This is a genomic window from Corallococcus sp. AB011P (assembly GCF_003611605.1).
GTDB classification, from domain to species: domain Bacteria; phylum Myxococcota; class Myxococcia; order Myxococcales; family Myxococcaceae; genus Corallococcus; species Corallococcus coralloides.
Window position 1 is genome coordinate 37,262 of sequence record NZ_RAVX01000002.1, and the last position, 24,258, is coordinate 61,519.

At 70.0% G+C, this 24,258-nt stretch carries 22 protein-coding genes; 15 read left to right on the top strand and 7 right to left on the bottom strand.

Annotation, left to right across the window (positions count from 1 at the left end; all coding sequences use genetic code 11):
- Window positions 1-221: 221 nt before the first annotated feature.
- A complete protein-coding gene (locus D7X30_RS05400; protein ID WP_158619210.1) occupies window positions 222-2,777 on the top strand; it encodes a carboxypeptidase regulatory-like domain-containing protein in 2,556 nt (851 codons plus the stop codon).
- 84 nt (window positions 2,778-2,861) lie between these two features.
- Here the strand turns inward: D7X30_RS05400 and D7X30_RS05405 are convergent, their stop codons facing one another.
- From D7X30_RS05405 to D7X30_RS05415, 3 genes are all read right to left on the bottom strand, one after another.
- Window positions 2,862-5,078, bottom strand: coding sequence for an alkaline phosphatase (locus D7X30_RS05405; RefSeq protein ID WP_120561790.1), 2,217 nt, complete (start codon window positions 5,076-5,078; stop codon window positions 2,862-2,864).
- Between the two features lie 167 nt (window positions 5,079-5,245).
- Window positions 5,246-6,331, bottom strand: a complete 1,086-nt coding sequence (recA, locus tag D7X30_RS05410) for a recombinase RecA (RefSeq protein ID WP_120561791.1) — start codon at window positions 6,329-6,331, stop codon at window positions 5,246-5,248.
- Window positions 6,332-6,443: 112 nt separating this feature from the next.
- On the bottom strand, window positions 6,444-7,214 hold the full coding sequence (locus D7X30_RS05415) for a hypothetical protein (RefSeq protein ID WP_147443120.1): 771 nt from the start codon (window positions 7,212-7,214) through the stop codon (window positions 6,444-6,446).
- 90 nt (window positions 7,215-7,304) lie between these two features.
- Here D7X30_RS05415 and D7X30_RS05420 point away from each other — a divergent pair, with 90 nt between their 5' ends.
- Genes D7X30_RS05420 through D7X30_RS05435 form a run of 4 tightly spaced genes read left to right on the top strand, consistent with a single transcriptional unit; the run spans window position 7,305 to window position 9,149 of the window.
- The gene (locus D7X30_RS05420) at window positions 7,305-7,907 is read left to right on the top strand and encodes an RNA polymerase sigma factor (RefSeq protein WP_120561793.1); all 603 of its coding nucleotides are present in this window, start codon (window positions 7,305-7,307) and stop codon (window positions 7,905-7,907) included.
- Window positions 7,904-8,383 (top strand): anti-sigma factor, encoded by a 480-nt coding sequence (locus tag D7X30_RS05425; protein WP_120561794.1) that lies wholly within the window; start codon window positions 7,904-7,906, stop codon window positions 8,381-8,383. The genes D7X30_RS05420 and D7X30_RS05425 overlap by 4 nt, the downstream gene beginning before the upstream one ends.
- Before the next feature lie 11 nt (window positions 8,384-8,394).
- The gene (locus tag D7X30_RS05430; RefSeq protein ID WP_233591411.1) at window positions 8,395-8,877 is read left to right on the top strand and encodes a DUF3106 domain-containing protein; all 483 of its coding nucleotides are present in this window, start codon (window positions 8,395-8,397) and stop codon (window positions 8,875-8,877) included.
- On the top strand, window positions 8,874-9,149 hold the full coding sequence (locus tag D7X30_RS05435) for a hypothetical protein (RefSeq protein WP_233591412.1): 276 nt from the start codon (window positions 8,874-8,876) through the stop codon (window positions 9,147-9,149). Before D7X30_RS05430 ends, D7X30_RS05435 begins: the two co-directional genes overlap by 4 nt.
- 80 nt (window positions 9,150-9,229) lie before the next feature.
- Here the strand turns inward: D7X30_RS05435 and glmS are convergent, their stop codons facing one another.
- Together glmS and glmU are read right to left on the bottom strand one after the other, a co-directional pair.
- Window positions 9,230-11,065 (bottom strand): glutamine--fructose-6-phosphate transaminase (isomerizing), encoded by a 1,836-nt coding sequence (gene glmS, locus D7X30_RS05440; RefSeq protein WP_120561796.1) that lies wholly within the window; start codon window positions 11,063-11,065, stop codon window positions 9,230-9,232.
- A gap of 113 nt (window positions 11,066-11,178) precedes the next feature.
- Window positions 11,179-12,579: a bifunctional UDP-N-acetylglucosamine diphosphorylase/glucosamine-1-phosphate N-acetyltransferase GlmU gene (gene glmU / locus D7X30_RS05445; protein WP_120561797.1), complete on the bottom strand. Its 1,401-nt coding sequence runs from the start codon at window positions 12,577-12,579 to the stop codon at window positions 11,179-11,181.
- Between the two features lie 390 nt (window positions 12,580-12,969).
- On the opposite strand from glmU, the gene ggt reads away from it, so the two are divergent.
- Together ggt and D7X30_RS05460 are read left to right on the top strand one after the other, a co-directional pair.
- Entirely contained in the window at window positions 12,970-14,733 is a 1,764-nt protein-coding gene (gene ggt / locus D7X30_RS05455; protein ID WP_120561798.1) for a gamma-glutamyltransferase, read from the top strand.
- Window positions 14,734-14,755: 22 nt separating this feature from the next.
- A complete protein-coding gene (locus tag D7X30_RS05460) occupies window positions 14,756-15,538 on the top strand; it encodes a TatD family hydrolase (protein WP_120561799.1) in 783 nt (260 codons plus the stop codon).
- Window positions 15,539-15,676: 138 nt separating this feature from the next.
- On the opposite strand, the gene D7X30_RS05465 is transcribed toward D7X30_RS05460, so the two are convergent.
- Entirely contained in the window at window positions 15,677-15,952 is a 276-nt protein-coding gene (locus D7X30_RS05465; protein WP_120561800.1) for a hypothetical protein, read from the bottom strand.
- A 324-nt stretch (window positions 15,953-16,276) separates the two neighbouring features.
- Between D7X30_RS05465 and D7X30_RS05470 the strand changes: the two genes are divergently transcribed.
- The 5 genes from D7X30_RS05470 (at window position 16,277) to D7X30_RS05490 (ending at window position 20,568) form a co-directional block, all read left to right on the top strand.
- Complete coding sequence (locus D7X30_RS05470; protein WP_120561801.1) at window positions 16,277-16,516, top strand: hypothetical protein; 240 nt, start codon at window positions 16,277-16,279, stop codon at window positions 16,514-16,516.
- A complete protein-coding gene (locus D7X30_RS05475; protein WP_120561802.1) occupies window positions 16,513-17,505 on the top strand; it encodes an amidohydrolase family protein in 993 nt (330 codons plus the stop codon). The genes D7X30_RS05470 and D7X30_RS05475 overlap by 4 nt, the downstream gene beginning before the upstream one ends.
- Window positions 17,506-17,607: 102 nt before the next feature.
- A complete protein-coding gene (locus tag D7X30_RS05480; RefSeq protein ID WP_014394116.1) occupies window positions 17,608-17,988 on the top strand; it encodes a response regulator in 381 nt (126 codons plus the stop codon).
- Between the two features lie 85 nt (window positions 17,989-18,073).
- Complete coding sequence (locus D7X30_RS05485; RefSeq protein ID WP_120562559.1) at window positions 18,074-18,907, top strand: ABC transporter ATP-binding protein; 834 nt, start codon at window positions 18,074-18,076, stop codon at window positions 18,905-18,907.
- The gene (locus D7X30_RS05490; RefSeq protein ID WP_120561803.1) at window positions 18,904-20,568 is read left to right on the top strand and encodes a hypothetical protein; all 1,665 of its coding nucleotides are present in this window, start codon (window positions 18,904-18,906) and stop codon (window positions 20,566-20,568) included. Before D7X30_RS05485 ends, D7X30_RS05490 begins: the two co-directional genes overlap by 4 nt.
- A gap of 24 nt (window positions 20,569-20,592) precedes the next feature.
- On the opposite strand, the gene D7X30_RS05495 is transcribed toward D7X30_RS05490, so the two are convergent.
- Window positions 20,593-21,903, bottom strand: coding sequence for a VWA domain-containing protein (locus tag D7X30_RS05495; protein WP_120562560.1), 1,311 nt, complete (start codon window positions 21,901-21,903; stop codon window positions 20,593-20,595).
- A gap of 130 nt (window positions 21,904-22,033) precedes the next feature.
- On the opposite strand from D7X30_RS05495, the gene D7X30_RS05500 reads away from it, so the two are divergent.
- The 3 genes from D7X30_RS05500 to D7X30_RS05510 all read left to right on the top strand — a co-directional run bounded on the left by D7X30_RS05500 (window position 22,034) and on the right by D7X30_RS05510 (window position 24,194).
- The gene (locus D7X30_RS05500) at window positions 22,034-22,933 is read left to right on the top strand and encodes a histone deacetylase (RefSeq protein WP_120561804.1); all 900 of its coding nucleotides are present in this window, start codon (window positions 22,034-22,036) and stop codon (window positions 22,931-22,933) included.
- An 84-nt stretch (window positions 22,934-23,017) separates the two neighbouring features.
- A complete protein-coding gene (locus D7X30_RS05505; RefSeq protein WP_120561805.1) occupies window positions 23,018-23,728 on the top strand; it encodes a hypothetical protein in 711 nt (236 codons plus the stop codon).
- 73 nt (window positions 23,729-23,801) lie between these two features.
- The gene (locus D7X30_RS05510; RefSeq protein ID WP_120561806.1) at window positions 23,802-24,194 is read left to right on the top strand and encodes a peptide chain release factor-like protein; all 393 of its coding nucleotides are present in this window, start codon (window positions 23,802-23,804) and stop codon (window positions 24,192-24,194) included.
- The last annotated feature ends 64 nt before the right edge of the window (window positions 24,195-24,258 follow it).

Below are 24,258 nucleotides of genomic sequence, written 5' to 3' on the forward strand. Positions count from 1 at the left end.
TCTCCATGAGCGCCCGGGTCAGAATCCGCGCTCGTAGCTTTTCGTCCACGGCCCATCCCGCTGGCGGCAAAGACAGCCCTGCCCCGCCAACGCATCACCGCCTGTCATTGCTCTTCATGCGCCTCGCACGTTCCTCCTGGCTCTGCCTCCTTCTTGTCCTGACCGCGGCCTGCAACGGCTCCGGCGAATCCCCACTGCCGCCGCCCGACGCAGGACCGTCCGTGGGCCGGATCTCGGGGCAGGTCGCGCTCGACGACGCGGCCCCTCCGGAGGGAATCACGGTCACCGTGACGGACACCGAGCTCACGGCGACGACCGACACGGAGGGCCGGTTCACGCTGGAGGGCGTCTCGCCGGGCGCCCATACCCTGGTCGTAACGAAGCCCCGCTACCGTGAAGCAAGTGAAGCCGTGGAGGTGAAGGCGCGTCAGACCGCGTCCGCGACGCTCACACTCCAGCGCGAGCGAGGCGGCCTCACGGGCACCGTCCAGTTGGAAGGGGGCGCCAGCGCGGAGGGCATCACCGTCGCGCTGACGGGCACCTCGCACCAGACCCAGGCGGACGCGCAGGGCCACTTCGTCTTCACGGAGCTGCCCACGGGCTCGTACACCGTGCAGGTGCTGAAGGAGACGTATGCGCCGGCCCAGGAGACGGTGGAGGTGGCAGTGGACGCCCAGGCCTCCGTCACCCTGTCCCTCCAGCGCGAGCGTGGGACGGTGGCCGGGACCCTGCAGTTGGAGGGCGGAGCCAGCGCCGGGGACATCGCGGTGCAACTCGTCGGAACGGAGCACTCCACGGTCACGGACGCGGAGGGCCGCTTCACGTTCACCGGAGTCCTCACGGGCATGTACACCCTGCGCGTGCGTCGCGATGGTTATGATCCGTATCAGCAGACGCTGGAGGTGCGCGCGAACGAGCAGACGTCCATCTCCCAGACGCTGACCCGCGAGCGCGGCACCGTGGTCGGACTGCTCCAGCTGGAAGGCGGAGGGAGCGCCGCGGACATCGCGGTGCAACTCGTCGGCACGAGCCACGCCACGGTCACGGACGCGGAGGGCCGCTTCACGATCACCGGGGTCCTCACGGGCACGTACACCCTGCGGGCCTCGCGCGAGGGTTACGCCCAGTACGAGCAACAGGTGGAGGTGCGCGCGAACGCGCAGTCCTCCGTCTCCCAGACGCTGACCCGCGAGCGCGGCACCGTGGCGGGGACCATCCTCCTGGAGGGCGGCGTCGGCGTCGCGAACATCGAAGTCGCGCTCGTGGACACGGACTTCATCACCCAGACGAACGACCAGGGCGCTTTCGCCCTCACGGGAATCCCCACGGGCACGTACACCCTGCGCGCGCGGCGCGACACCTATGTCCCGTACGAACAGCAGGTGGTGGTGCGCACGAACGCGCAGACGTCCGTCTCCGGGCTCCTCTACCGGGAGCGCGGTGGCATCACCGGACGTGTCGTGCTGGAGGACGGCGAGAGCGCCGAGGGCCTCACGGTCGTGGCCGACGGCCCGGAGCGGATGGGCACGACGACGGACGCGGAGGGCCGCTTCTCCATGCCCGAGCTGCTCGCCGGGGCCTATACGGTGTCCGCCTCCAAGGACCACTACGTCAGCCCGGAGGTCTCCGTGGAGGTCCGCGTGGACGAGCCGGCGACGGTCGAGCTCACCCTCACCCGGCAGGGGGCACCCACCGTCGTCGTGCCCAAGCTGGCGGTCCAGCGCGGCCACCTGGAGCTGACCGGCTCCGGCTTCGGAGCGCAGCGCGGCGAGTCCCACGTGTCGGTGGGCGGCGTCGAAGTGTCCGACTACTTCTTCTGGTCCGATACCCAGGTGGTGGTGCGCGTCCCCGCGAACGTCAGCCCGGGCCCGCGCGACGTCGTCCTGACGCCCGGCCCGGCCTGGCGGCCCGCCGCCACGGTGTCCCTGCACGTCGTGCGGCAGCAGACCCTGGCCGCCTCCATTGACGACTGGAATCTGGGCATCACGCCGGATGACACCGTCACCGGATGGGGCCCCAGGCTCCGCAGCCCCCCGGTGGGCCTGTCGGACGTGGTCAGCGTGGCCGTGGGCTCCGCCTTCGCCGTGGCCCTCAAGGCTGACGGCACGGTCGTGGAGTGGGGTGACCTGAGCGGCTCCCGCGCGCCGGTCCCCGCGGACCTGTCGGACGTCGTCGCCATCTCGGCGGCCTCGAACATCGCGGCGGCGCTGCGGCGGGATGGAACGGTCGTCGCCTGGGGCGGCTTCGAATACGACCGGACGAAGGTCCCCCCGGGACTCCAGGACGTCATCTCCCTCTCCGTTTCCACGTACTTCTCGCTGGCGCTCAAGGCGGACGGCACCGTCGTCACCTGGGGACGCAATGACTCCGGACAAACGAGCCTTCCTCCGGCGGACCTGTCCGGCGTGACGGCCATCGGGGGCAACACCTTCGGCAGCGCCGCGATCCTGTCGGATGGCACCCTGCGGGGCTGGGACTTCGGCGCCAGCCACAACGGCTATGAGAACGTCACGGACCCGGTCGGCTTCATCGACGTGCGCGGCGGTTACGATGTCCTCGTGGCCCTCCGGCAGGACGGGACCCTCCGCGCCTGGGGACGCGATGACTACGGGCAGGCGAGCCCGCCCGCGACGCTGACGGGCGTCGCGGACGCGATGCCCATGGGGATCTTCGACGGCGTCGCCCTGCTACAGGACGGAACCCTCACGACCTGGGGCGCGTCGGTGCAGTTCCGGCTCCCTCCGGCGGGGCTCATCCTGCGGGTCGCCCCGCGCTGAAAGAGCCCACGGGCAACGCATGAAAAAGGGCCGCGCGGGGATTCCCCCCACGCGGCCCTTCGCTTCACCTCATGCGCGTCCCGCTCAGGCCGGCTGGATGTCGCTGTTCTTCACGCGGAAGGTCTTCGCGGTGAACTTCGCCTCCAGCTCGCTGTCCGCGCGCTTGGAGTAGTCCTTGGCCACCTCTCCGGCGGGGATGAGGTGGAAGGTGGCGAGCGTCTCATCCGCCTTCACCTCCACCAGCACGAAGCCGTGCGAGTCCGCGTCCGCGAAGCGCAGGCCCGGGTTGGACGCCTGGAGCGTCTTCTCCATCTCCACGACGGCGTGCTGGTACACCGGCGCCCCCGTGGCGTAGCCCGCGCCAATCAGCGCCAGGCTGGCCAGGCTCTTGATGGAGCCGGAGGTGATGGCCGGCGCCGTCAGCGTGGGCACGCCCTCCTCCACCGACGCGAACGACGCGTGGATGTCCCCGGAGATGAACAGCGTGTTCGTCACGCCCGCCTTGAGCGCCTTGAGCATCGCCTTCTTCTTCGTGGGGAAGCCGTCCCACTGGTCCACGCTGAAGTAGAAGCGCTGGCGCAGCGTCGGGTCGCTGATGTCCGCCTGCTGGCGGAAGTCCCAGATGAGCGCCGACAGCGACGTGGAGCTCACCACCATCTTCCAGGTGTTCTGCGCCGTGGCGAGGGTCTCCTGGAACCACGCCTCCTGGTCCGGGCCGAACACGTCCTCGCTCTGGCCGGCGGTCATCTTGTACTTCACCGCCGCGAACAGGTCGAAGGTGTCCTTCACCACCACGTAGCGCGAGCCCTGGATGTTGAAGAGCGCCGCCTTGCCCATGTGCGCGTACGCCAGGCCCCGGGGCTTGTCCGCGGGCGCAATCACCAGGTCCTTGTTCACCGCCGCCAGCACCTGGTTCACGTAGTAGAGCGCCACCGGACCGGCCACCCACTTGCCGGCCTTCTGCGCGGCCTCCGCGTCCGTCAGGCCCGCCGCCTTCGCCTGGTTCAGGTACACGCCCTGGAGCACCTGCTTCTGGGCCGCGTACGCCGCGTCGTCGATGTTCACGTACGCGAACGTGTCCGCCTGGAACATCTGCTTCACCGCGTCCGGCTGGTCCTGGAGCGCCGCGCCCAGCAGCGTCGCGTCCAACGCCACGGTGCCCGGGTAGCCGTCCTCCGGGATGAGGTGGTCCGGCCGGTAGCTGCGGTAGTCCGTCACCAGCAGCTTCAGGTGCTTGCCGTACTCGAAGTCACGGTAGATGCGCGAGTTGGGGAAGCGCGGCTCGCTGCCCACGTCGATGGCGCCCGCGGCCGACTGCGCCGTGTCCAGCGGGATGTACTCCAGGAAGGCCTGCTCCGCGTTGAGCTTGCGGGTGAGCTGCGTCTCGTCCCGCTTGCCATCCTCGTACGTGGCCACGTCCTGCCAGCAGTCGTCAGAGAACTCGTGGTCGTCCCAGACGATGATGAACGGGTAGCGCTCGTGCACCGCCTGCAGCTGCTTGTCCGTGCGGGTCGTCTTGTAGAGGTCGCGGTAGTTGGACAGCGAGTTCGCCGCGAGGAACGAGGTGAGGCCCGCGCCCTGCGGGAGCGCCTCGTCCGGTGCGCTGAAGCGCATGGCCCGGCCGCCGCCGCCAGACTGGAAGGACGTGTCGCCCGTCGTCTCGTAGACGTAGTCGCCCAGGAACACGACGAAGTCCAGGTCCGCGTCCAGCTGCAACAGCCGCTGCCAGGCGTTGTAGTAGCGGCCAATGAAGTCCTGGCAGCTGGCGAAGACGAACTTCACCGGCACGTCATCCCCCGCCGCGGGCGCGGTGCGCGTGCGCCCGGTGCGAGTGGTGTGCTTCTGGCCGTCCTTCTCGTAGGAGAAGCGGTAGTAGTACGTCGTGCGCGCGGACAGACCGGTGACCTTCACCTTCACCGCGTGGTCATGCTCCGCCAGCGCCGACAGGTCCGTCTTGTCCAGCACCAGCGCCTTGAAGTCCTCCGTCGTGGAGACCTCCAGCCGCAGCGGCAGGTCCGACCCGGCGCGGTCCGTGTCCTCCACGCGCACCCACAGCACCACGCTGTCCGGGCGCGGATCCCCCGACGCCAGCGACTGCGGGAAGTAGGGCGAGCCATCCGACGCGTCCGTCGAGTCGTCGGAGCATCCAAAGGTCGTCGTCGCCGCGACAGCAACCACGGCTTGCAGGAACGTGCGGCGTTTGAAGGGGTTGAACAAGGCGATGGACTCCAGCGGGAAGCAGGGGTGAAGGGGCTCCCGGACCGCGAAGTCTAGAGTCGCTCCTCCCTCCACACGAAACATCCCGGCGACAGGCCGGTGATGACCGTGCGCGTCACGCCCCCAATCCCTCTCACGGTGAACAAAAGGGGCCGGCCCCATCACTGGAGACCGGCCCCTTTTCTGCTTCACCCGCCGCGCCGCTCCCCCCGGAGGTGCGCGGCGGTTCATTTTCGCGAAGTGCTTCGCGATTACTTCACGGCCTTCACGCGCGGGCGCTTCTCACCTTCCGGCGGCTCGCTGGGGGCGTCCGCGGCGGGCGCAGCACCCGCGGGCTTGCCGATGCCGTACTTCTCCAGCACCAGCGCTTCGACCTCCTTGTAGGTGTCCGGGTGCTCGCGCAGGTACTCCTTCGCGTTCTCCCGGCCCTGGCCGATGCGCTCTCCCTTGAAGGAGAACCAGCTGCCGCTCTTCTCGATGATGTTGTCGTTGGAGGCGAGGTCGATGAGGTCGCCCTCCTTCGAGATGCCCGCGCCGTACATGATGTCGAACTCCACCTCCTTGAACGGAGGCGCCACCTTGTTCTTCACGACCTTCACGCGGGTGCGGCTGCCCACCACGTTCTCGCCGTTCTTGATGGCGCCCACGCGGCGGATGTCCATGCGCTGCGACGCGTAGAACTTCAGCGCGTTGCCGCCCGTCGTCGTCTCCGGGTTGCCGAACATCACGCCAATCTTCATGCGGATCTGGTTGATGAAGATGACGCACGTCTGGCTCTTGGAGATGGTGCCCGTGAGCTTGCGCAGCGCCTGGCTCATGAGGCGCGCCTGCACGCCCATGTGCGCGTCGCCCATCTCGCCTTCCAGTTCCGCCTTCGGCACGAGCGCGGCCACCGAGTCCACCACCAGCACGTCGATGGCGCCGGAGCGAACGAGCATCTCCGCGATTTCGAGGCCCTGCTCACCGGTGTCCGGCTGGGACAGGAGCAGGTCGTCGGTGCGCACGCCCAGCTTGCGCGCGTAGCCCACGTCCATCGCGTGCTCGGCGTCGATGTAGCCGCACACGCCGCCCTTCTTCTGCGCCTCCGCGACGATGTGGAGGCACAGCGTCGTCTTGCCGGAGGACTCCGGCCCGAAGATCTCGATGATGCGCCCGCGCGGCACGCCGCCCACGCCCAGGGCGATGTCGAGCGAAGTGGACCCCGTCGAAATGGCCTGGACGTCCTTCATCATGGGCTCGTCGTTGCCGAGCCGCATGATGGAACCCTTGCCGAACTGACGCTCCACCGCCGCCAGCGCCAGCTCGATCGCCTTTTCCTTCTCCTGATTCACGGCCATTTCTCGTCGCTCCTTGGAAGAGTGGACCACCCCGGTCCACCTGAACGCGCTTTTAGTACGCGATGGGTAGACCCTAGTCCACCCCTCTGACATCCGTTTTGGGTCCTGGCGGTCAGCTCTTGCGCAGGGCAGCCAGGAAGGCGGCCACCAGCCCGCCCAGTCCGGCCGCCCAACCCGCCGGAACCTCTGGCACCAGCACCATCCCCAACCCGACCCCGGACACCACCGTCAGCAGCGCCAGGGCTCCGCGATACAGGGGAGAGCCCACGGAGGCAATCGTCAGCACGGTCAGGGACAGCAGGGTCAAAAGCCCCTGCAGGATGAGCAGCCCGCCGGGCACGACGACGCCTGTGAGTCCCAGCACCACCTGGAGCGCCAGCGCCCCCAACCCCACCGCCAGGGCCGGGAAGGGCCCCCCCCTGGGAGGCGTCAGCCGCGTGCCCGGGACGGGGGCGTTCGTGAGGTGCTCCAGGTCCTCCGGGCGCACCTCCAGCGCGTAGGGGAAGCCCAGCGACAGCAGGGACTCCACCGCCGTGGCCCGGCAGGAGCGCCCGTCCGAGTCCACCAGCCCGTCCAGGTTGCCCCCCTCCAGCAGCCGGTGGAAGGCGTCCGCCTCCGTCCGGCCCCCGCCCTGAGCCCCCAGCTCCTCCAGGAGCTGGTTGAGGTTCCAGGCCAGGCGCTTCTGTTCGTCCCCTCCCGCGCGCCGGGCCTGCTGCGCCAGCAGGTACATGGGCAGCGGCGAGTCCGTGGGCGGGGTGGGCGTGCCGCCCTGCGCCAGAGGCTCCGACGCAGCCTCCCAGGCCGCCAGGTCCGACGGTGGCTCCGCCTCCTCTCCCAGGTGGGGAGCCGGTGTGCGCGAACGTGGGCGGAAAGCATCGGACACGGTGGCGAAACTGTAACCGGGGCGCCCCGTGGGGTTCAAAGTGGGTGGGCCCGCAACTTCCAGCGGGCAACGGGGTTTCTGGCCTCACGGATGGATTGGGACCCGGACACGCAGGCGATGCTGAAGGTGGCGGCGGGCGACAAGCAGGCCTTCGCCTGGCTCTTCGACCGGCACCACGCGAGCGTGGCGCGCTTCGCGTTCCGCTTCGTGGGGGACGCGGCGCGGGCGGAGGAGCTCACGCAGGACATCTTCGTGAAGCTCTACCGCCACGCGCGCTCCTACAAGCCCACGGCGAAGTTCAAGACGTTCCTCTTCCGGGTGGCGACGAACCACTGCCTCAATGAGATGCGGCGCGGCGAGTACCGCGTGGCGCGCCTCACGGCGGAGGCCCCGGCGGAGGAAGACGTGGGGGCGATGCGGATGCCAGGGCCCGACGGAGACAGGCCTGACCAGGCGTTGAGCGGCCGGGAGCTGGAGGCGGCGGTGGGCCTGGCCCTGACGGATTTGAGCGACCGCGAACGGGCCGCGTTCACCATGTGCCGCTTCGAAGGCATGGCGTACCGGGACATCGCCGAGGCGCTGGAGGCGAGCGAGGCCGCCGTGAAGAGCCTCATCCACCGGGCCACCCTGGCGGTGGCGCGCAGGATTGAAGCGTTGCAGGCGGGCACCGTGCCCGCGAGGAGTCGGGCATGAGCTGTGCGTTCGAAGAAGACCTGACGGCCTGGGTGGACGGGGAGTTGCCGCCCCCGCACCGCGCACGCGTGGAGGCCCACCTGGGCACCTGCGCGGAGTGCCAGGGCACGGAGAGACTGCTGCGCCTCACGGTGGCGCGGATGGCGGAGCTGCCCGCCTTCACGCCCTCCCCGTCCGCCCGGCGCGAGCTGCTGGCGCGGGTGGACGCGCTGCCGCCCACCTGGCGTGAACGGTTCGCGCACCTCTTGAGGCCCGGCGTGCTCGTGCCCTCCGCGGGCCTGGCCGCCGCGGTGGTGCTGACGCTGCTCGTGGCCGGGCGCACGCGCGTGGAGGCGCCCGCGCTGGAGGAGTGGGACCCGGGCGCGCTGGAGGTGGCGGCGAACCTGGAGCTGGTCGAGGACTACGAAGTGCTGGGGCTCAACAGCTCCGAAGACCTGGAGGTCGTCGAGAACCTCCACGAACTGGGGGTGCCGTGATGCTGGGAAGGATGACCGCCGGAGTGCTGGCCCTGGCGCTGCTCATCGGCGTTCCGGCCCGAGCTGCCAACGCCCCCGCGCCCACCGCCGCGGAGCGCTTCGAGAAGCTCCCACCGGAGCAGAAGGAGGCCCTGCGCGCGAAGCTGCGTGAGTTCAAGGCGATGCCCCCGGAAGAGCAGGCCCGCGTGCGCGCGAACCTCCAGCGCTGGCGGCAGCTGCCTCCGGAGGAGCGCGAGCGGCTGAGGAACAACCTGCGCGACTTCCAGAGGCTGTCGCCCCAGGAGCGGCAGGCGGTGCGTGAGCAGGTGCGCGAATTGCGCGGCCTCACCCTGGAGCGCCGCGCGGAGCTGCGCGAACGGGTGCGCGCCTATCTCAAGGAACACCCGGAGCGCCGCGAGCAGATGCTGGAGAACATGCGCCGCTGGCGGCAGATGTCCCAGGAGCAGCGACAGGAGGCACGCGAGCGGCTGCGCGAAAGGCGGCGCAACAAGTGAGGCCCGCACCCTGTTGGCTGCTGCTGTTCGCGCTCGCGGCGGGTGTGCCCGCGTCCGCCCAGCAGTCCCCGCCGCCCCCGCCGACCGACGAGGTCCCCGCGACCGCGAAGGCCGTGCACCCGGAGGCCCCTCCCCCGCCCACCGACACCCGCCGGCCCCAGCCCCAGCTCACCGACGAGGACCGCGAGGTGGTGGAGAACCTGGAGCTGTTGGAGTCGCTGGACGCCGCCGCGGACCTGGAGGTGCTCCTGGAGCTGGCGGACGAGAAGTAGCGCCGGCAAACAAAGAAGCCCGGGCCCCCTGTGAAGGGAGTCCGGGCTCTTTCGCATTCAGGCGTGGAAGCCGTGAAGCGCTACTCGACGGTCACGCTCTTGGCCAGGTTGCGCGGCTGGTCCACGTCGTTCCCGCGCATCTCCGCCACGTGGTACGCGAGCAGCTGCAGCGGGATGGTGGCCACCACCGGCGCGAGCAGCGCGCAGGCGGAGGGGATGCGGATGACGTGGTCGGCCAGGGTGTCCGCCTGGTTGTCGTCCTCGTCCAGGATGGCGATGACCTTGCCGCCGCGCGCGCGGACCTCCTCGATGTTGCCGATGATCTTCTCGTACGCGACGTGCGGCTGCTTCGGCGCGATGACCACGACGGGCATCTTCTCGTCGATGAGCGCGATGGGGCCGTGCTTCATCTCACCGCCCGCGTAGCCCTCCGCGTGGATGTACGAGATCTCCTTCAGCTTGAGCGCGCCCTCCAGCGCCACCGGGTGCATGGGGCCACGGCCGAGGAAGAGGAAGTCCTGCGCGTTCATGAACTCGCGCGCGACGCGCTTCACCTGCGGCTCGCACTTGAGGACTTCTTCAATCATCTTCGGCACCTGGGTCAGGTGCGTCAGGTGCTCCTGCGCGGCCTCCACGGACAGCGTGCCGCGCATGCGGCCCAGCTTCACCGCCAGCAGGTACAGCGTCACGAGCTGCGTGGTGAACGCCTTGGTGGACGCGACGCCAATCTCAGGGCCCGCGTTGGTGAGGACGTGCAGGTTCGCCTCACGCGTCATCGCGCTGCCGATGACGTTGCAGATGGCCATGGTGTGCGCGCCCAGCCGCTTCGCTTCCTTGAAGGCCGCGAGCGTGTCCGCCGTCTCACCGGACTGGCTGATGGCGATGACCAGGTGGCTCTTCTCCACGATGGGGTCGCGGTAGCGGAACTCGCTGGCGAGCTCCACCTCCACCGGCAGCCGCGCCAGCGATTCAATCATGTGCCGGCCGGCCACGCCCGAGTGCCAGGACGTGCCGCAGGCCAGGATGGTGACCTTGGTGAAGGACTGGACCTGCTCCTGCGTGAGGTTCCAGGTCTCGAAGTGGACGTCGCCTTCGGTGAGGAGCATCCGGCCGCGCAGCGTGTCCGCGATGGCGCGGGGCTGCTCGTGGATCTCCTTGTGCATGAAGTGCTTGTAGCCGCCCTTCTCCGCCATCATCGGCGTCCAGTCGATGCGGCGCGTGGGGCGGTTCACCAGCTTGCCCTCGCGGTTGAAGATGTCGACCTTCGCCGCGGTGATGACCGCCAGGTCGCCCTCCTCCATGTAGACGAAGTCACGCGTGTGCTCGAGCAGCGCAGGCACGTCGCTGGCCACGAAGTTCTGGCCCTCGCCCAGGCCCAGAACCATGGGCGACGCGTCCTTCGTGCACACGATGCGGCCCGGGTCGTTGGAGCACACCACCACCAGGCCGTAGGTGCCCTTCACCTGCTTGATGGCCGCACGCACCGCGTCCGGCAGGTCCACGCCGCGCTCCACCTCCTCGGAGATGAGGTGCGCGAACACTTCGGAGTCCGTCTCCGACGCGAACACGTGGCCGCGCGCGCGCAGCTCCGCCTTGAGCACCAGGTGGTTCTCGATGATGCCGTTGTGCACCACCGCGACGTTCTTGTACGTGTGCGGGTGGGCGTTCTCGTCGGAGGGACGGCCGTGCGTGGCCCAACGCGTGTGGCCGATGCCGGTGGTGCCCTTGGGCAGGTCCTGCACCACGCGGTTCTCCAGGTTGCGCAGCTTGCCCGTGGCGCGAACCACGTTGAGTTGGTTGCCGCCCACCACCGCGACGCCCGCGGAGTCGTAGCCCCGGTACTCGAGCTTCTTCAGGCCCGACACCAGGATGGGAGCAGATTCCTTGTCACCGACGTAGCCAACAATCCCGCACATGTTCTTCCTGCCTCTTTCTCGTCCCGCGGCGCCGGAGCAAACCACGGGCAACCCGTTCACGCCCAACACGCCCAACCCCGCCCCGCCGACCGAGCAGCAGGCGAGCACTCTTCCTAACCAGCCTTCACCTTCACCTGCCGCGCCTTCTTGGCCGCCACCCAACCCTCCTTCACCACCTGTGGCGCGCGGGACACAGCGAGGCTCCCAGGAGGCACATTTTTCGTCACCGTGGTGCCCGCGCCGACATACCCGCCGTCCCCCACCTTCACCGGCGCCACCAGCTGGCTGTCCGAGCCGATGAAGACGCCATCGCCCAGCTCGGTCAGGTGCTTGTTCACCCCGTCATAGTTACAGGTGATGGTGCCCGCGCCGATGTTGCAGCCCGCGCCGATGTTCGCGTCGCCCAGGTAAGTCAGGTGGTTGGCCTTGCTGCCCTTGCCGATGCGGGCCTTCTTCGTCTCCACGAAGTTCCCCAGATGCACTTCCTCTGCCAACTCCGTGGCGGGGCGCAGCCGGGAGAACGGGCCGATGATGCAGCGCTCGCCCACACGCGCCTCCTCCAGCACGGAGTAGGGCTTGATGTGGGTGCCATCCGCCACGACAGAAGCCGTGAGCACGCTGCCCTGGCCAATGGTGACGTTCTTCCCGATGACGGTGCCGGCCATCAGCGAGACGCTGGGGCCAATTTCCGTGTCGGTGCCAATGGTGATGCCCTCTTCGATGTACGCGGTGGCCGGGTCCTGGATGGACACGCCCGCGCGCATGTGGGCTTCGTTGATGCGCTGCTGGAGGACGCGGGCGCGCGCCGCCAGCTCCACCTTGTCGTTCACGCCCGCGGTCTCCGTGGCGTCCGCGTCCACCGCGCCCACGGGGCCCAGCTTCGCGGCCATCTCCACCAGGTCGGTGAGGTAGTACTCGCCCTGCGCGTTGACGGGTTTGATCTCCGCCAGCGCCTTCCAGAGGAAGGCCGCGTCCACGGAGTAGATGCCCGCGTTGCACTCCTTCACCGCGCGCTGCTCCGGGGTGCAGTCCTTGTGCTCCACGATGCGCGCGACCTTGCCGGCCTCGCGGATGACGCGGCCGTAGCCGGTGGGGTCCTCCAGCGTGGTGGACACCAGCGCCAGCACTCCGCCCGCGGCGTCATGCGCGGCGAGCAGCGCCTGGAGCGTCTCCTTACGCAAGAGCGGCACGTCTCCGTAGAGGATGAGCACGCGGCCTTCGTGGCCCTTCAGCGCGTCTTCTGCCGCCTTCACCGCGTCCGCGGTGCCCTTCTGCTCCTTCTGGAGCGCGAAGCGCAGGGGCGCGTCCGGGAAGTGGGAGCGGATGGACTTCTCCACCTCCGAAGCCTGGTGGCCCACCACCGGCACCACGTGCGTGGCGCCCAGTTCCAGGGCCCGCTTCAAGGGATAGGCGCAGAGGGGACGGCCGAGGATGGGGTGAAGGACCTTCGCCTTCTCCGACTTCATCCGCGTGCCCTTGCCCGCGCACAGCACAACCGCCGCCAGAGCTGTCATATGCGGCGGAGAATTAGGGACCGCCGATCAACTCGTCAACCGCGCCCGGACGGCAAAGCGGATCGCGGGACGTCCGGGGGGGGCCGTGCGCTGACTGCCACACACAACGTGTTGCATTGGACCGTGATGCCGAAGCGCGGCTTCAGGAACGTCGTCAGCCGTGCCGTGGTGGAGGCCGGAGTCGGAACCGACGCCGGGTTTTCCACGGGGTTCGGAGGACTCATGAGCACCGCCAGTTGCTGCGCATGAGAGGAGCCTGCCCCGCCTCCACTCACAATCCAAGGAAAAAAATGTTGTCTCGTTGAAACCCTGGTCCGGGCGCGGCGCATGGTGCATTAGGGAACGGCCGGAAATCACAAGGAAAGGCGTCCACAGGTGGGGAAAGCACACATGGGAGCCGCGGGACGGAGCCTGTTCCGCGCACTGGGACTCGCGGTGTTGCTGGTGGCGACGCAGGCGGGTGCGGCACGTCCCTACCGGGGAGGTGCGGTGGCCACGGCGTATCCGCCCGCGAGCGAGGCCGCGCTCCAGATGCTGGACAAGGGCGGCAACGCGGTGGACGCGGCGGTGGCGGCGGCGTTCGCGGCGGCGGTGGTGGGTCCCTACCACTCCGGCGTGGGCGGCGGCGGGTTCGCGCTGGTGCACGACGCGAAGTCGGCAGTCACGCAGGTGCTGGACTTCCGGGAGGTGGCTCCGAAGGGCGCCTCGCGCGACATGTACCTGAAGGACGGCGAGCTGGTGCCGGGGCTGTCCACGGACGGCGCCCTGAGCGTGGCGGTGCCGGGCGCGGTGGCGGGCTACCTGGAGCTGTTGTCCAAGCACGGCAAGCTCAAGCCCGCGGTGGTGCTGGCCCCGGCCATCCGGCTGGCGAAGCAGGGCTTCTGGGTGACACCCAAGTACCAGCAGATGGCCACCGGCCGAGCGGAGTGTCTGCGCCAGGATCCGGAGGCCGCGCGCATCTTCCTTGTCCCCAACGCGCAGGGCACGCCGGACGTGCCGCCGGTGGGACATCTGATCAAGCAGCCGGACCTGGCGCGCACGCTGGAGCGGATTTCCAAGGGCGGCGCGAAGGCCTTCTACGCGGGCCCGGTGGCGCAGGCGATGGTGAAGACGGTGCAGGACGCGGGCGGGCTGCTCACGCAGGAGGACCTGACGAACTACCGCACGCGCGCGGCCACGCCGCTGGAGACCACCTACCGAGGGCACCGCATCCTCACCATGCCGCCGCCCAGCGCGGGCGGGCTGGCGGTGGTGCAGGTGCTGGGCATGCTCCAGCAGCTGCGTCCGCAGGGCGTGCCGTACCGCGACCCTGAGTCGCTGCACCTCTACGTGGAGGCCGTGCGGCGCGCGTACGTGGACCGCGCGAAGTACCTGGGCGACCCGGCCTTCGTGCAGGTGCCGCTGGAGCGGCTGACGTCGCCCGGCCACATCGCGGACCTGGCGGGCGGCATCGACCCGAAGAAGGCCACGCCCAGCGCGTCGCTGCTGGCGCCGCTGAAGGGCGGGCCCGCCTCCACGCTGCGCAAGGACGCGGGGCCGCTCACGCCGGAGCCGGAGAAGAAGAACACCACGCACATCTCCGTCATCGACAAGGACGGCAACGCGGTGGCCATGACGACCACGGTCAACTACAGCTTCGGCTCGTGCCTGGTGGCCAAGGGCACCGGCGTGCTCCTCAATGACGAGATGGACGACTTCGCCGCTCAGCCGGGCGTGCCCAACGCGTACGGGCTCGTCACGGGGGAGCCCAACGCCATCCAGCCCGGCAAGGTGCCCCTGTCCTCCATGTCGCCCACGCTGGTGTTCACGAAGGAGGCCCCCAAGCGGGTGATGCTGGCGGTGGGCAGCCCTGGCGGCTCCACCATCCCCACCACCGTCATCCAGGCCATCAGCAACGTGGTGGACCACGGCATGGACGTGACGCGCGCGGTGGGCGCGGGCCGCCTGCACCACCAATACCTCCCGGACGAGCTGTGGGTGGACAAATGGGGCCTGGAGCCGGCGACGCTGTCCACGCTGGAGGCGAAGGGCCACAAGCTTCGCCGGGTGGACGCCTGGGGCGACGCGGAGGCCGTCTACAGCGACCCGCGCACCAACCTGCGCTATTCCTCCAGTGACCCGCGCAACGAGGGCGCCGCGACGGGCCAGGACTGAAACCCAAGGAGAACGACTGCCCGTGGCCGAGCCGCTTCCGCTCTTCGATGCGCACCTCCACCCGGAGGCCCTGACGGACCAGGACCTGGAGTCCATGCGCTTCTTCGGCGTGGAGCGGGCCCTGGTGGTGGCGCACCACTTCCCGGAGCCCACGGCCAAGGGGCTGCGCCAGCACTTCGACCAGCTGGTGGAGAAGCAGCTGCCGCGCCTGGAGCGGCTGGGCATCCGCGCCTGGGCCGCCCTGGGCGTGCACCCGCGCTGCATCCCGCGCCGGGGGCTGTCCGAAGTCCTGAGCCACCTGCCGGACTACTTCGAGGGCGGCCGGGTGGTGGCCCTGGGTGAGACGGGGCTGCACGTGGGCGGCGAGGAGGAGGAAGAGGCCTTCCTGGAGCAGCTGGCCCTGGCCCGCCAGCTCAAGCTGCGCGTGGTGGTGCACACGCCGCTCAAGGACAAGGAGCGCCACACGCGGCGCATCCTCACGCTCCTGCGCCAGTCGGGCCTGCTGCCCTCACGCGCGCTGGTGGACCACGCCAACGCGCGCACCGTTCGGACCATCCTGGAGGTGGGCCACTGGGCTGGCCTCACCCTGCACCCGGAGGCCCTCCAGGCGGACCGGGCGGTGGCCCTGGTGCGGCGGCTGGGCAGCGAGCGCCTGGTGCTGGACTCCGACGCGGGCGACGGCGCGGGGGACATCCTGGGGCTCGCGCGCACGGCGAACCTCCTGGGCAAGGCGAAGCTGTCCGAGCGCATCGTCCGGCGGGTCACCCGGGACAACGCCGCCCGCTTCTTCCAGATCCACGACTGAGCGCGGCATTCGCGCGCCGTGCGGGTGGCGCGCGGCGCGTTGAAAAGTGGACGGCCACCCGGCGCTGTAAATGCGACGGGCCCCACGCAGTGAAGCGCGGAGCCCGTGGCTTTACAACCTGTGTCCCCGGCAGGGGGCCTAGTTCACCGAGACGGAGGCCTGGGCCTCCGGGTGCAGGGTGAGCCCCTGCGCGTCCGGCGCCAGCCGCACCTGCACGGGCACGCCCTGGGAGCGGTACTCCGCGAGGGAATCCGCCGCCTCGTCGAGCAGCTGCTGATAGCGCTCCTCCAGCTCCACCGCGATCAGGAGCATGGTCTCGCCGGCGTCCGTCACGCCCGGCCGGTACACCTGGCACCGCTGGAACCGCGCCCAGCGACCGTTCTGCATCTTCACAAGCTCGCCGTCGTAAGCCATGCGCAGCACCCTCTTGAGTGAAATCCGACGAACGCAATGTAGAGGCGAATCCCCGCGCTGTCATCCCCCTGCTTGAAAATTCGTAAACCCTTCGGAATTCCGAGAGGTTGCCAACACTCAAGGGCATGCGCAGGGGCCCCTCGGGGACCGGACCGGCGCAAAATGTAAAGTGGAACACTGTCAACGCCGTTAACCCGGCCCGGGGGGCAATGCCGCGTCGCGCTGTCAACACTCCGTGAACCCGCCAGCTCGGGAGGGGCGGCCAGGGGACGGGGCGGGACTGACGCGTGGCACCTGACGGGGGCATCCCTTAGATTCCAGCGGATGAAGTTGCCCCTGCCGTTCCGTCGCGACCGTCCCATCATTCCGTCCGCCAACGCGCAGGATCACGCGGAGCGGTTGATCGCCGAGTCCCTGCGCATGCTCGGCCAGGTGTGTTCGAAGGTCGCGGACGCCATCGAGTCGCAGCGGCTGGAGCGCCAGGGCTACGCACACAACAGCTACCTGCGACGCCTGGACGAGGAGGACGCGAAGAAGCCCTCCGGCCCGGGCACGGGCGGATGACGGCCCCCCGGGAGCCTCCTTCAGAGCACGATCACAGCGAGCACGAGGACGCCGACGCGCCGGTGCCGTGCCTGGCGTCCTCGCCGGCCGCGACCTGGCGGGAGCAGGGCATCCAGATGCCCATGCCCGCGCTGGCGGACGAGGAAGGGCCGCGCGTGGACCCCGGCCTGCCGCCCGTCGTGGACGCGCACGTGCACCTGTTCCCTGATCGCGTCTTCGAGGCGGTGTGGCGCTGGTTCGACCGCTACGGCTGGCCCATCCGCTACAAACTGCACACGCCCCGCGTGCTGTCCTTCCTGTTGTCCCGGGGCGTCGAGCGCGTGGTCGCCCTGCACTACGCCCACAAGCCGGGCATGGCGCGCGCGCTCAACGCCTTCGTGGCGGAGGTGGCGAAGGCCGAGCCCCGCGTCATCGGCCTTGGCACCGTGTACCCGGGCGAGCCCGGCGCCGTCGCCATCCTGGAGGAGGCGTTCGCCCTGGGACTGAAGGGCGTGAAGCTGCACTGCCACGTGCAGGCCTTCTCCCCGGACGCGCCCCAGCTGCACGAGCTCTACGAAGCGTGCGCCCGGGCGGGCAAGCCGCTCGTGATGCACTCGGGGCGGGAGCCCTCCAGCGCCCGGTACCCGGTGGATCCGCACCAACTCTGCGCCGCGGAGCGGGTGGAGCGTGTGCTCGTGGATCATCCCACGCTCAAGCTGTGCGTGCCGCACCTGGGAGCGGACGAGTTCGACGCGTACGCGCGCCTCCTGGAGCGCCATGACACGCTCTGGCTGGACACGACCATGGCGGTGGGCGGCTACTTCCCCGTGCCCCTTCCCCGGAAGGCGCTGGAGGTCCGGCCCGAGCGCATCCTCTATGGGACGGACTTCCCCAACATCCCCTATGCATGGGACCGGGAGCTGCGGGCGCTCGCCGGGCTGGGGCTGGACGAGGCCGCGCTCGCGGGGGTGCTGGGCGGCAACACGCTGTCGCTCTATGGGGAATGTTGAAAAGAAACGCAGGCCCTTCCGCAATGGAAGGGGCATTCCCATCTTCGTCCCCATAGAATCGCGGTCCCCAAGCAGACGCCGCCACTCCAGAGGCTCAAGCCCATGTCGAACTTCATCCTGGTCGTCGACGACGACGCGAGTCACCGCACGCTCATCTGCGATGCCCTCCAGGAGATGGGCTATGCCACCATCGAGGCCAAGAACGGCCGCGAGGCACTGGACCTTCTGGAGGACGACATCCCGGGCGCCGTGCTGCTGGACCTGCGCATGCCCGTCATGAGCGGCTGGGGCCTGCTGGACGCGCTCAAGAAGATGCCCAGGGCGCGCAACCTGCCCATCATCATCATCTCCGGCTACGGCTTCGAGTGGGAGGCGGAGCTGGTGGGCGCCGCCGGCTACATCTCCAAGCCGGTGGACCTGGACAAGGTGCGCACCACCGTGCAGCAGATCGTCGGGCCGCCGGAGGTGGCCATGGTGCACTGAGTCGGGAAGCGCCCGGCGGGCCGCACCATCCGTCAACCCGAGGATTGTGGGCGACCCCACGGTGCATGGTGTGATGGCGTCCTTCATGACGCCCCCTCCTGTTGAACCCGCCGGCCAAGAGCTGGCCATCGACGCCCACGGCCTCGTCAAGCGCTTCGGCACCTTCGCCGCGCTGGACGGCCTGGAGCTTCAGATTCCACGGGGCGCCTTCTACGCGTTCCTCGGCCCCAACGGCGCCGGCAAGTCCACCTCCATCGCGTTGCTCACCGGCGTGTATGGGCCTGATCAGGGCACCATCCGAATGCTCGGCGTGGACGCCGTGGCCAGGCCCCTGGACGTGAAGCAGCGCGTGGGCGTGGTGCCGGAGGAGCTGAGCCTCTTCGAGCGCCTCACCGGCCGTCAGTACCTCACCTTCTGCGCGCGCATGTACGGACTGGACGGCGCGGAGGCCGCGTCGCGCGCGGTGGAGCTGCTGGAGCTGACGGAGCTCACGTACAAGGCGGGCGCGCTGGTGGCGGAGTACTCCAAGGGCATGCGCCGCAGGCTCGCCATCGCGGCGGCGCTCATCCACGCGCCGGAGCTGGTGCTGCTGGATGAGCCCTTCGAGGGCATCGACGTGCTCGCCGCGGGCGTCATCCGCGAGCTCTTGCGCGAGCTGTCCCGCCGGGGCGTGACGCTGCTGCTCACCACGCACGTGCTGGAGATCGCCGAGCGGCTGGCCACGCACGCAGGCGTCATCCGGGGCGGGCGCATGTTGGACCAGGGCCCGGTGGAGCAGCTTCGTCAGCGCCACGGCGTGTCCACGCTGGAGGCGGTGTTCGAGAAGCTGATCGCCGTGCCCGCAGCGCGCAACGCGAAGCTGTCGTTCTATGGCGAGCCCGCGGCGAACGTGGCGCCGCTGCGCCGGGAGTCCGCGTGAGCAGCCCGCGTCCGAAGGTCCCCGGCTTCTTCCAGCACCTGCTGCTGCTCTGGGGCCTGCGCCTGCACCTGGGCCTCAACCAGGGCCCGGGCAGGAGCCGCCTGCTCGCGGTGGCCGCGTTCGTGGGCTCCAGCGCGCCGGGCGTGCTGCTGGGCCTGAGCTTCTTCAAGCTGATGCGGATGCCGCTCATCGTGCACAGCAACGTGTGGCCGTACTTCATCCTCAACCTGCTGTGCTTCGTCACCGCCGCCACCTGGGTGACGTGGCCGCTGTTGTCCGCGGGCGTGGATGACCACTCCGAGCTGTCGCGCTACGCCGCGTTCCCCATCTCACCGTTCCGGCTGCTGATGGGCTCCACGGTGGCGAGCCTCTTCGAGCCGCGCGCGCTGGTGTTCTACGCGCCCCTCACCGGCGCGGCGGTGGGCTATGCGTCGCGCCACCGGCTGGCGTCACCGTGGCTGGCGGCGGTGCTCTACGTGCTGTTCGCGCTCTTCTGCGCGGCGTGGAGCCGCGTGGGCCTCTACACGGTCATCAACGTGCTGAGGGCGAAGCACAGCGCGCGCATCATGGGCGGCGGCATGGTGGCGTTCCTCGTCGCCGCGTCGTTCATCCCGCCCATCGACACGTCGTGGCTCACCAGCGTGGGCGAGGCGGGCGTGGGCGCGCTGGACATGAGCCTCATCATCAACGCGGCGGTGGCGCTCAGCCAGGTGCCGCCGGGCTTCTTCGGTGACGGGCTGGGACAGCTGGCGCACGGGCGCGTGGGCATCGCCATGCTGGAGGCCTTCGGGCTCCTGTTCTTCACCGGCATGGGCATGACGGTGGCGTACGCGCTCTTGATGCGCTTCCACCGGCAGGCGGGAGGCCGCTCCGGCGGTGACCGGGGGGATGGGAAGGACAGCGATCCATTCGCCACCACGGGCTCGCGCTTCGACACGCTCCTGCGCCGCGAGGTGCTGGACCTGTGGCGCAACCCGCGCGCGAGGCTGCTGGCAGCGGTGCCCTTCATCCTGGCCATCCTGCTGAAGCTGCTCTCCGGCAGGGACCTCTTCGTGTACCTGCTGGGCGGCAGCGCGGACGCGTGGGTGATGGGCGGCCTGAGCATCTACGGCGCGGTGGTCATCGCGTCCACCTTCTCGCAGAACACCTTCGCGTACGACGGGCACGGCTTCGCGGTGTTCCTGGCGGCGCCCATGAACCTGGCGGACGTGCTGCGCGCGAAGAACCGGGTGCAGGGCGTGGCGGCGCTGGGGATGGCGGTGCTGGTGGGCGCCTTCTACCGGGTGTACTTCGGCACGGGCACGCTCGTGGACTTCCTGTGCGCCATGGCCGCGGTGGCGGCGGTGGTGCCCATGCTGCTGGCCGCGGGCAACTTCCTGTCGCTGTACTTCCCGGTGAAGTTCCACGCGAGCCTCAAGCGGCGCGACCGCATTCCCCTCACCGCTTCCATGCTGGGCATCCTCGCGGCCAGCGTGGGCTGCATGCCGTTTGGCCATGCGCTGCGGGCCGCGGGGAAGGACGGGCCGGGCTGGCAGTCCGTGGCCTTCATCCTGGGGTTCGCCGTGCTCCACTTCGGCGTCTACCGGGTGACGCGGCCCTGGGCGATGCGGCTGTTGGATCAGCGTCGTGAAATCGTGCTCCGGGCGGTGACGCGCGAGTAACCGCCCGGAAGCGTGTGGCGTCACTCAGTACGTGACGCCGAACTTCGCGGCCTGCGTCTTCACGCTCTTCATCACGTTGGCGTCGAAGGCGTCCTCCTTGGTGGGGGCGTTCTTCGTGAGCCACTGGTCGCGCTCGGTGGCGAGCTTCGCGACCTTCTCCTCCAGCACCTTGCGCTCGTCGGCCAGCTGCTTCACCTTCGCGGCCTGCGCCTCCTTCTTGAGGCCCTTGAGCTCCTGGGGCAGCTCGTCGTCCTTGAGGGTGGCGAGCGCGGCCGGCTTCTCCAGCAGGTCCACGCCGCCCGCGACGGCCGCGGGCGCGCTGCTCACCGCCCCGGCGCTGGCGGCGCTCTTGCCCACACCCCGGCTCTCCTTCATGAAGCTGATGCGGTCCGCGACGGCCTCCGCGGCCATGCCCTTGGTCGCCTCCGCGCGGGCGCGGTTCACGGCCTGGGCCTCCGCGCGTCCGCCGTACAGCGTCTTGGACGCCAGCTCCGCGTTCACGCGAGACAGCTCCGCGTCAAAGGGCGTGGCCACCGCCACCATCCCGCCCGCCGCGTCGATGGAGTCGAAGGTGCCGTCCGTCAGCTTCGCCACGTAGCGCCAGGACTCCTCGGTGGTGGGGTCCGCGCCGCAGCGCACCGTGTTCACCACGATGTGGCGCTCCTTCGCGCGCTTGGACCAGAGCTTGAAGTCCCAGGCGGCCTCGCGCTGGGCGGGGGGCGCGTCGCCCACCAGGAAGATGACCTTCATCACCTCGCGGTCCTGGCTCCACTTGAGCAGCGACACGGCCTCGCCCAGGCCGCGCCCCACGTGCTCGGGGAAGTCCCCGCCCCCGTTCGCCTCCAGCTTGCGCAGCTCCGCGAACATGGAGTCCATGTCGTCGCTCAGGTCGAAGCGCTTCGTCACGTACGCGTCCCCCTGGTCCCGGTACGCCACGAGCGCCACCTTCAGGTGCGGCGTGGGCTTGCCCTTCGCGATGCGCGACGCGATGGAGAAGATCTTCTGCTTGGCGCCCTCCAGCAGGCCGCCCATCGACCCCGTCGTATCCAGCACGAACGCCACTTCGATTTCAGGCCGAGGGCCCTGCGGCTGGGCCTGCGCGTCCTGCCCCTGGGCCTGAGCCTGCGTGCCCTGCCCCGTGGGCGTCTGGGGGCCGGTGGCCGGCGTGTCCGTGGGCTTCGTGGGCGCCCCCTTCACGAAGGGCTTCTCCGAAGCGGCGGGCTTCTGTGTGGACGACGGCGTGCGGACGGGCGTGACGGCCCAGGCGGAGGTGGCGGACAGACCGGTGGCGAGCGCGGCCGTCAGGACGGCCCGCGAGAGGGGCTTCAGGTTCATGGGTGGGCTCCGGATGACGGGCTTGCGCGGCGGGCACATCCGCGCCGCCTGCTCCTGTAACGGACAGGCCCGCCGGAAGTTCTACGCCCCCGGTTGCACCCCTCCGGAACGGGCGTTACGCCCCGGGTCCGTGCGCGTCTTCCACATCGGCCGGTACCTGGTCCCCCTGCCCGACGGGCACCGCTTCCCCATGGAGAAGTACCGACTGCTGCGCGAAATCCTGCTCGAGCGCGGCATCCTTCCCCCCGCCGCCTTCCACGAGGCCCCTCGCGCGGAGCGCGATGAACTGGAGCGCGTCCACACCCCGCGCTACCTGGACGCCTTCTTCGGCGGCACCCTCACCGGCGCGGAGCTGCGCCGGCTGGGCTTCCCCTGGTCCCTGAGGCTCGTGGACAACGCGCGCGCGTCCGTGGGCGGAACCCTGGCCGCCGCCCGCGCCGCATTGGAGGACGGCTTCGGCGCGAACCTGGCCGGCGGCACGCACCACGCCTTCCCGGACCACGGGGAGGGCTTCTGTGTCTTCAACGACATCGCCGTGGCCATCCGCGTGCTCCAGGCCGAAGGGGCCATCCGCCGCGCGGTGGTGGTGGACCTGGACGTGCACCAGGGCAACGGCACCGCGGCCACCTTCGCGGGCGACCCGTCCGTCTTCACCTTCTCCATGCACGGCGAGCACAACTTCCCCTTCCGCAAGCACTCCTCCCACCTGGACCTGGGGCTGGAGGACGGCGTGGGGGACGCGGAGTACCTGGCCGCGCTCGACGCGCACCTGCCCCACGTCCTGGAGTCCGCCCACGCCGACCTGCTCTTCTTCCAGGCCGGCGTGGATCCGCTGGAGGAGGACACCCTGGGCCGGCTTTCGCTCACCCACGCGGGGCTGCGCGAGCGCGACCTGCGCGTCATGCGCGCGGCGAAGGAACGCGGACTCCCCGTGGTGCTCACGCTGGGCGGCGGCTACGCGCGGCCGCTGGCGCCGTCGCTGGAGGCCCACGTCGGGACTTATCTCGCCGCCTGTTCGTTGTTCCGCTGACGCCCGTCTTCCCCGGGGACGCTTGCGGGCCCGTTCGCCCCGGCCCCATGCTCAACCCCGCTTCACCACCCCTGGAGCCCTCCCATGCCGCGTTCCCTCCCCCGTCTCGCCGTCCTCGCCTGCGCGCTGGCCCTGGGCTGTGGCGGCAACACGCCCTACTACCACCTGGATTGGGGAGGCCAGGACACCGTCACCACCGCGCCCGGCGACTCCGTCCCCTATGACCTCGCCATCCAGCGCATCGCGGACAACCTGGGCGAGGTGCGCGTGCGCGCGGCGATCGCTCCCGAGGGCGTCACCTTCGGCCCGGACTTCTCCCTCCCGGAGGGAGAGACCCTCGCCAGAACCACCGCCACCATCACGGTGGCCCCCAGCGTCACGAGCTACGGCGTGAACGCGCTGCAGCTCGTCGCGGAGGACCCGGCCAACAACGTCACTGCCCGGGGCAACATCTCCCTGATCATCCTGGAGCCCCCCGAGCCCAACGAGGACTTCTCCATCGCCGTGGAGCCCCGGCAGGTGAACGTGGCGCCCGGCCAGTCCGCCCAGGTGACGGTGACGGTGACACGCGCGGAGGGCTTCACCGGCGCGCTCACCATCACGCTGGATACCCCCGGCACGACGCGGCTCGGCTCCGACCCCGTCACCCTGGCCCCGGGCGAGACGACCGCGCAGGTGCGCGTCACCACGGACCGCTCCCTCTCCGTGCTGCCCTACGTGGTGAAGTTCGTGGCCACCGACGAGACCGGGCGCACAGCCAAGACAGGCTTCACCTTCAACCTGAACTTCACCTGAGCAGGCCCCGCGCCGCCCGGTGTCAGGCGCGGGGTACCGGTGGCGTCTTCGCGGCGCTAACTTGAGGACCTCCATGACGCCGCCGACCACACCCATCGCACCCGCTCGACGCCAGGCCGCCCGGGAGGCCCTCGCCCTGGATGACGAGGCCCTGCTGAAGGTCTGCGACGTGGAGTTCTTCATCGCCTCCGGACCCGGCGGCCAGCACCGCAACACCACCGCCAGCGGCGTGCGCCTCAGCCACCCGCCCACGGAGCTGTCCGTCACCGCCACCGAGCGCCGCAGCCAGTCCCAGAACAAGGACGCCGCCATGCGCCGCCTGCGCGCCGGCCTGCAGGCCCTCACCTTCGTCCCCAAGGTCCGCAAGGCCACCCGCCCCACCCTGGGCTCCAAGCGCCGGCGCCTGGAGGACAAGAAGCGCACCTCCGAGAAGAAGGCCGGCCGGGGCGGCAAGCTCGCGGATTAGGCGACCAGGCCTCCGCCGCTACGCACGACGTGCGGACCTCGCAAGCTTTGCGTAGCCGCTGACC

Coding starts and splice junctions, on each gene's coding strand:
- glmS (WP_120561796.1), bottom strand. CDS start 11,065: ATGTGCGGGATTGTTGGCTACGTCGGTGACAAGGAATCTGCTCCCATC.
- D7X30_RS05425 (WP_120561794.1), top strand. CDS start 7,904: ATGAGCTGTGCGTTCGAAGAAGACCTGACGGCCTGGGTGGACGGGGAG.
- D7X30_RS05470 (WP_120561801.1), top strand. CDS start 16,277: ATGAAGTTGCCCCTGCCGTTCCGTCGCGACCGTCCCATCATTCCGTCC.
- D7X30_RS05485 (WP_120562559.1), top strand. CDS start 18,074: ATGACGCCCCCTCCTGTTGAACCCGCCGGCCAAGAGCTGGCCATCGAC.
- ggt (WP_120561798.1), top strand. CDS start 12,970: ATGGGAGCCGCGGGACGGAGCCTGTTCCGCGCACTGGGACTCGCGGTG.
- D7X30_RS05430 (WP_233591411.1), top strand. CDS start 8,395: ATGACCGCCGGAGTGCTGGCCCTGGCGCTGCTCATCGGCGTTCCGGCC.
- D7X30_RS05495 (WP_120562560.1), bottom strand. CDS start 21,903: ATGAACCTGAAGCCCCTCTCGCGGGCCGTCCTGACGGCCGCGCTCGCC.
- D7X30_RS05510 (WP_120561806.1), top strand. CDS start 23,802: ATGACGCCGCCGACCACACCCATCGCACCCGCTCGACGCCAGGCCGCC.
- D7X30_RS05475 (WP_120561802.1), top strand. CDS start 16,513: ATGACGGCCCCCCGGGAGCCTCCTTCAGAGCACGATCACAGCGAGCAC.
- D7X30_RS05480 (WP_014394116.1), top strand. CDS start 17,608: ATGTCGAACTTCATCCTGGTCGTCGACGACGACGCGAGTCACCGCACG.
- recA (WP_120561791.1), bottom strand. CDS start 6,331: ATGGCCGTGAATCAGGAGAAGGAAAAGGCGATCGAGCTGGCGCTGGCG.
- D7X30_RS05420 (WP_120561793.1), top strand. CDS start 7,305: ATGGATTGGGACCCGGACACGCAGGCGATGCTGAAGGTGGCGGCGGGC.
- D7X30_RS05505 (WP_120561805.1), top strand. CDS start 23,018: ATGCCGCGTTCCCTCCCCCGTCTCGCCGTCCTCGCCTGCGCGCTGGCC.
- D7X30_RS05465 (WP_120561800.1), bottom strand. CDS start 15,952: ATGGCTTACGACGGCGAGCTTGTGAAGATGCAGAACGGTCGCTGGGCG.
- D7X30_RS05405 (WP_120561790.1), bottom strand. CDS start 5,078: ATGTTTCGTGTGGAGGGAGGAGCGACTCTAGACTTCGCGGTCCGGGAG.
- glmU (WP_120561797.1), bottom strand. CDS start 12,579: ATGACAGCTCTGGCGGCGGTTGTGCTGTGCGCGGGCAAGGGCACGCGG.